Raw genomic sequence first — 3,347 nt, 5'->3', positions numbered from 1 at the left:
TGATAAACATTGTCGGAACCAAGGAAATATTAAAGAGATTGAAAGGTTTAAAGGACTCTTTCAACCTCTCTAATGTACATACTGTAAATAATTGTCAAATAGTATGGTAATCTACTGCTAAATTTAATATAAATACAATTAACATTTTTTGCTATTTTAGCACAGTCTGACGTCCCCGGCAAGAAGGATTTTTATTTTCTATGGAGAATTAAGGTTATTATGAAGAGTCTTTATCTTTGTGGTGCGAATGTGAAGCGATCATAAAATCCCACGGGACATTCGCACCTGAAAAAATGTCGGATCATGGCGCAATTCGGCAGGTATACAGGAGTATATTGCGGAGTTGCGCTAATTTTGCCATGACACTTGTGCATATTGCACAACAAGCGCAACATGCATTTGTGCAATTTGGCTGTCGCTTCCCGTATGGGGAGCGTGGATTGAAATGGGAGTGCAAAGAAAGGTTTTAAAATTACCTGTTGTCGCTTCCCGTATGGGGAGCGTGGATTGAAATATGTGTTAATTTTATACCATCATCGAAGAAACTATGTCGCTTCCCGTATGGGGAGCGTGGATTGAAATTTTATTGCCACCGCGTCCATACGTAAATGAGTGCCGTCGCTTCCCGTATGGGGAGCGTGGATTGAAATCGTCATCAATTTTTACCTCCAAGTCAGTTGTTTTGTCGCTTCCCGTATGGGGAGCGTGGATTGAAATAGTGATTTTTTAAAACTACTCATTTATAACCCTCGTCGCTTCCCGTATGGGGAGCGTGGATTGAAATGGGCTGGGACTACCGTCCACAGAGGCATACAAAAGTCGCTTCCCGTATGGGGAGCGTGGATTGAAATCTTTTGCATTGATACTCAATATTAAAAACGATAGGTCGCTTCCCGTATGGGGAGCGTGGATTGAAATGCCAACGACAACGGGTAGAATCAGCCGCCCGGTCAGGTCGCTTCCCGTATGGGGAGCGTGGATTGAAATCTTATTAAAACTAAAATTAATCACAATCATTTTTAGTCGCTTCCCGTATGGGGAGCGTGGATTGAAATAATATCCGCAGACTCAATCCATGTTGCACCCAGCTGTCGCTTCCCGTATGGGGAGCGTGGATTGAAATTGCCGTCCGTCCCCATAAGGATTTTAATGCAGGGGTCGCTTCCCGTATGGGGAGCGTGGATTGAAATGTTTTATAATATTCGTAGAGGTTTGGGGGCGGAAAGTCGCTTCCCGTATGGGGAGCGTGGATTGAAATGCAATATTTGCGAAGGACTAGAAAAAGAAGGTGCAGGTCGCTTCCCGTATGGGGAGCGTGGATTGAAATTTGAGGCCGTATTGGAGTATTGTAAAGCGCAGACGTCGCTTCCCGTATGGGGAGCGTGGATTGAAATATTTGTGGATTACCCCACGCAGACACCGGGACACGTCGCTTCCCGCATGGGGAGCGTGGATTGAATTGGGCAAGCAGGGACGGTTCTTGACTTGCGCTTTTTTTACTCAAGATTATGCTCACCCTTGATTCGCTTATGCCTCCAAAAAGCTTATGAGGCAATCCCACTTCTGTCAAACCGTCAGCACATACTCCGTTTTATTTTATCATGGCAAATAGGGCAAGACAAGAACCGTCCCTGCTTGTTCTTAATAGATATAGATTATTACCGCTAAAATGATGGCGTTGGTTTTATTGTAACCTTTTCAGGATGTGACTTCTCATAGCGATGTAGTTCCTGTCCTCCCATTGGCCCACACCGTCCAAGGTATGCGTATTTGATGTCAACATCTGATCATCAGTCATACCAGTCGTTCCGTAATTATTGCGAAAAAGAACTTAATTGTCATTTTTCTGTTCCAGCAAATCTTTTACTGCTGCCTCTAAACCCCCGTTTTTCTCTGATATTTCTGCCGTCCAAAGGAAGCCGATTAATTCCGCTTTACCTTCTTCCTCAAATGCGACAATTAATGGTTGACCCATACTGCTACGTTCTGTAATCCAGCCTTGTTCGTCTACATCCATGCCTCCAGCTAATACTACTTTGCTTAAATCTTTTGGTAACAGGCGGTATTCCAAGAAAAATACATAGATGGTTCTATCGGCAAGATTATCAAGACCTGGTCTTGTAACCAGTTCTAAAAACGATATTTTGCTATCAATTATTTCTACTCCGGGAGTTTGTTCATAATTAACAATGTTATCATTTATAAATTCCCAGGCAATAGATTCAATAGTCGAATTGCTACCATTTTCATTATCTGATTTTTGGATGAAATCGTCGATGCTTTCCTGTCGAATGTCAATATACTGTTCCGTCTCGGTAGAATATAAGCGAACATACATGGGCGGTTCTCCTGGCACCCCGCCAACCATAACATAATAGGGCGGCTCCATTGGATAGCGCATAATATACAGCCCCGAACCGACATCCTGCCCATGGTAGGACGCAAAATCATCCCACGAAATAGCATCACCCTTTTGCGCAATGAGCTTCAGTTCGTCAAGGGTTAGGAAATTCTCATTGCCAAAGAGGAAGGGTTCCGGCAGAGGGGCGTTTCCTTTTACATTGCCCCACGATGAAAGCCAATGATGTCCGGCATCATAAGAGTCCCCATCAATAAATAAATAGCCGTTGTTACTGAATATATGGCGCACCCCATCTGTGGTGGTAATATAGTACGTTACACCACTGCCTGCCAGACTTTCCGGGTTTGGAAGATACCCGCCCCGGCTTTTATTAACTAATGCAACGACATCGGAAAACTCGGAACGGTCAAACAGGCGATACCGCGCATCTTCATCGCTCGCCATTACAACCAACTCAATTTTTACAACATCCTCGACACGTAGCTTTTTAGCCCATTCCATTGATGTACGCGGCGGGTTGGACGCAAATGCAATACAGATTGCAGATACGACAATCAATGCTGCCAGCATGACCCACAAGGCAGGCTTTTTGTAGCGTAGTACATTCTTTATCCTGCTTTTCGTATCACCTTCTCCAAAGGCCAGAGGAGTACCGGCAATGATCTTTCTGCCCGTTGCAAGGCTTAAAAGCAATGCAGAATATTCCTCTCGAATGTTGGCCCCCAGCCGTTTCATTACGCTTTCATCACAGGACATTTCCATATCCTTGATCGTAAGCGTAAACGCTATCCAAACGAGCGGATTAAACCAGTGGATACACAAAGCCGCAAACGCCACTATTTTCATTACATGGTCAAAGCGCCGAATATGGGTTTGCTCATGCAGGATAATATAGCTTTGCTCATGCTCCGCTAAAGTCGATGGTAAGTAAATTTTTGGACGAAACAGACCGATAACAAAGGGGGATACAATGTGGTCGGCAAGA

The 3,347-nt window shown here is 44.2% G+C and carries 1 protein-coding gene and 1 CRISPR repeat array; the gene reads right to left on the bottom strand.

Going from position 1 to position 3,347, the window contains the following annotated elements:
* Positions 1 to 414: 414 nt before the first annotated feature.
* Positions 415 to 1,461: direct repeats of the CRISPR family, unit length 33 nt; unit sequence GTCGCTTCCCGTATGGGGAGCGTGGATTGAAAT.
* A 370-nt stretch (positions 1,462 to 1,831) separates the two neighbouring features.
* Positions 1,832 to 3,347, bottom strand: a 1,516-nt coding sequence (locus tag DFR58_RS21470; protein ID WP_242987780.1) for a M56 family metallopeptidase, incomplete at its 5' end; no start/stop codon positions are given.

The sequence above is a fragment of the Anaerobacterium chartisolvens genome (assembly GCF_003337415.1).
Classification (GTDB): domain Bacteria; phylum Bacillota; class Clostridia; order Acetivibrionales; family DSM-27016; genus Anaerobacterium; species Anaerobacterium chartisolvens.
The sequence above is the reverse complement of the archived record's forward strand: the minus strand, read 5'-3'. Positions and strand labels throughout refer to the sequence as shown.